The organism is Shewanella sp. 10N.286.52.B9 (assembly GCF_002873635.1).
GTDB lineage: Bacteria > Pseudomonadota > Gammaproteobacteria > Enterobacterales > Shewanellaceae > Shewanella.
The window spans coordinates 1-1,001 of the sequence record NZ_MCTY01000103.1; the positions used below are offsets into that span (position 1 = coordinate 1).

The following is a 1,001-nucleotide window of genomic DNA, read 5'->3' on the forward strand; positions in this document are numbered from 1 at the left end:
TCAGCTGTATTGTCAAAAGTATATGGTGGTGAAGTTAAAGATTTCGCACAAATCGATAACGCTCCAGAAGAGCGTGAGCGCGGTATTACAATTAATACTTCTCACATCGAATATGACACTCCATCTCGTCACTACGCACACGTAGATTGTCCTGGTCACGCCGATTATGTTAAAAACATGATTACTGGTGCTGCACAAATGGACGGCGCTATCTTAGTAGTTGCTGCTACAGATGGTCCAATGCCACAAACACGTGAGCACATCTTGCTTTCACGTCAGGTTGGCGTACCTTTCATCATCGTATTCATGAACAAATGTGACATGGTTGACGATGAAGAACTACTTGAATTAGTAGAAATGGAAGTTCGTGAACTTCTTTCTGAATATGACTTCCCAGGTGATGACTTACCAGTTATTCAAGGTTCTGCACTTAAAGCACTTGAAGGCGAAGCAGATTGGGAAGCTAAAGTTGTTGAACTAGCTGAAGCTCTAGATACTTATATCCCAGAGCCAGAGCGTGACATCGATAAGCCATTCCTACTTCCAATTGAAGATGTATTCTCAATTTCAGGTCGTGGTACTGTTGTTACTGGTCGTGTTGAGCGTGGTATCATCACAGTAGGTGACGAAGTAGAAATCGTTGGTGTTAAAGACACAACTAAAACGACTTGTACTGGTGTTGAAATGTTCCGTAAGCTGCTTGACGAAGGTCGTGCTGGCGAGAACTGTGGTGTACTTTTACGTGGTACTAAGCGTGATGACGTTGAACGTGGTCAAGTATTAGCTAAGCCTGGTTCAATCACTCCACATACAACTTTCGAATCAGAAGTATACGTACTTTCGAAAGAAGAAGGTGGACGTCACACTCCATTCTTCAAAGGTTACCGTCCACAGTTCTACTTCCGTACAACTGACGTAACTGGTACTATCGAGCTTCCAGAAGGCGTAGAAATGGTAATGCCTGGTGATAACATCAAAATGGTTGTTACACTAATCTACCC

Annotated in this window: 1 protein-coding gene; it reads left to right on the top strand. The window is 43.0% G+C overall.

Annotated elements, in window-relative coordinates; all coding sequences use genetic code 11:
• Positions 1-1,001 (top strand): elongation factor Tu (tuf, locus tag BCU91_RS06895; RefSeq protein ID WP_102531173.1); only part of this gene is annotated, 1,001 nt, incomplete at both ends.